The sequence below is a fragment of the Pseudomonas violetae genome (assembly GCF_023072615.1).
Classification (GTDB): domain Bacteria; phylum Pseudomonadota; class Gammaproteobacteria; order Pseudomonadales; family Pseudomonadaceae; genus Aquipseudomonas; species Aquipseudomonas violetae.
In genome coordinates, this window is the sequence record NZ_JAKNRW010000076.1 from 3,384 (window position 1) to 5,130 (window position 1,747).

At 52.5% G+C, this 1,747-nt stretch carries 1 rRNA gene (running past one end of the window); it reads left to right on the forward strand.

Features of this window, described 5'->3' with window-relative positions:
- Window positions 1–1,728: ribosomal RNA gene (locus L9059_RS30375) — 23S ribosomal RNA — on the forward strand (it extends 1,258 nt beyond the left edge of the window).
- Window positions 1,729–1,747 lie beyond the last annotated feature (19 nt).

A 1,747-nucleotide genomic window follows, 5' to 3' on the forward strand; every position in this document is an offset into this window, starting at 1 on the left:
GGATGATGCGGTAGAGGAGCGTTCTGTAAGCCTGTGAAGGTGAGTTGAGAAGCTTGCTGGAGGTATCAGAAGTGCGAATGCTGACATGAGTAACGACAATGGGTGTGAAAAACACCCACGCCGAAAGACCAAGGTTTCCTGCGCAACGTTAATCGACGCAGGGTTAGTCGGTCCCTAAGGCGAGGCTGAAAAGCGTAGTCGATGGAAAACAGGTTAATATTCCTGTACTTCTGGTTATTGCGATGGAGGGACGGAGAAGGCTAGGCCAGCTTGGCGTTGGTTGTCCAAGTTTAAGGTGGTAGGCTGGAATCTTAGGTAAATCCGGGATTCTAAGGCCGAGAGCTGATGACGAGTGTTCTTTTAGAACACGAAGTGGTTGATGCCATGCTTCCAAGAAAAGCTTCTAAGCTTCAGGTAACCAGGAACCGTACCCCAAACCGACACAGGTGGTTGGGTAGAGAATACCAAGGCGCTTGAGAGAACTCGGGTGAAGGAACTAGGCAAAATGGCACCGTAACTTCGGGAGAAGGTGCGCCGGTGAGGGTGAAGGACTTGCTCCGTAAGCTCATGCCGGTCGAAGATACCAGGCCGCTGCGACTGTTTATTAAAAACACAGCACTCTGCAAACACGAAAGTGGACGTATAGGGTGTGACGCCTGCCCGGTGCCGGAAGGTTAATTGATGGGGTTAGCTAACGCGAAGCTCTTGATCGAAGCCCCGGTAAACGGCGGCCGTAACTATAACGGTCCTAAGGTAGCGAAATTCCTTGTCGGGTAAGTTCCGACCTGCACGAATGGCGTAACGATGGCGGCGCTGTCTCCACCCGAGACTCAGTGAAATTGAAATCGCTGTGAAGATGCAGTGTATCCGCGGCTAGACGGAAAGACCCCGTGAACCTTTACTATAGCTTTGCACTGGACTTTGAATTTGCTTGTGTAGGATAGGTGGGAGGCTTTGAAGCGTGGACGCCAGTTCGCGTGGAGCCAACCTTGAAATACCACCCTGGCAACTTTGAGGTTCTAACTCAGGTCCGTTATCCGGATCGAGGACAGTGTATGGTGGGTAGTTTGACTGGGGCGGTCTCCTCCTAAAGAGTAACGGAGGAGTACGAAGGTGCGCTCAGACCGGTCGGAAATCGGTCGTAGAGTATAAAGGCAAAAGCGCGCTTGACTGCGAGACAGACACGTCGAGCAGGTACGAAAGTAGGTCTTAGTGATCCGGTGGTTCTGTATGGAAGGGCCATCGCTCAACGGATAAAAGGTACTCCGGGGATAACAGGCTGATACCGCCCAAGAGTTCATATCGACGGCGGTGTTTGGCACCTCGATGTCGGCTCATCACATCCTGGGGCTGAAGCCGGTCCCAAGGGTATGGCTGTTCGCCATTTAAAGTGGTACGCGAGCTGGGTTTAGAACGTCGTGAGACAGTTCGGTCCCTATCTGCCGTGGACGTTTGAGATTTGAGAGGGGCTGCTCCTAGTACGAGAGGACCGGAGTGGACGAACCTCTGGTGTTCCGGTTGTCACGCCAGTGGCATTGCCGGGTAGCTATGTTCGGAATAGATAACCGCTGAAAGCATCTAAGCGGGAAACTAGCCTCAAGATGAGATCTCACTGGGACCTTGAGTCCCCTGAAGGGCCGTCGAAGACTACGACGTTGATAGGTTGGGTGTGTAAGCGCTGTGAGGCGTTGAGCTAACCAATACTAATTGCCCGTGAGGCTTGACCATATAACACCCAAGCAATTTG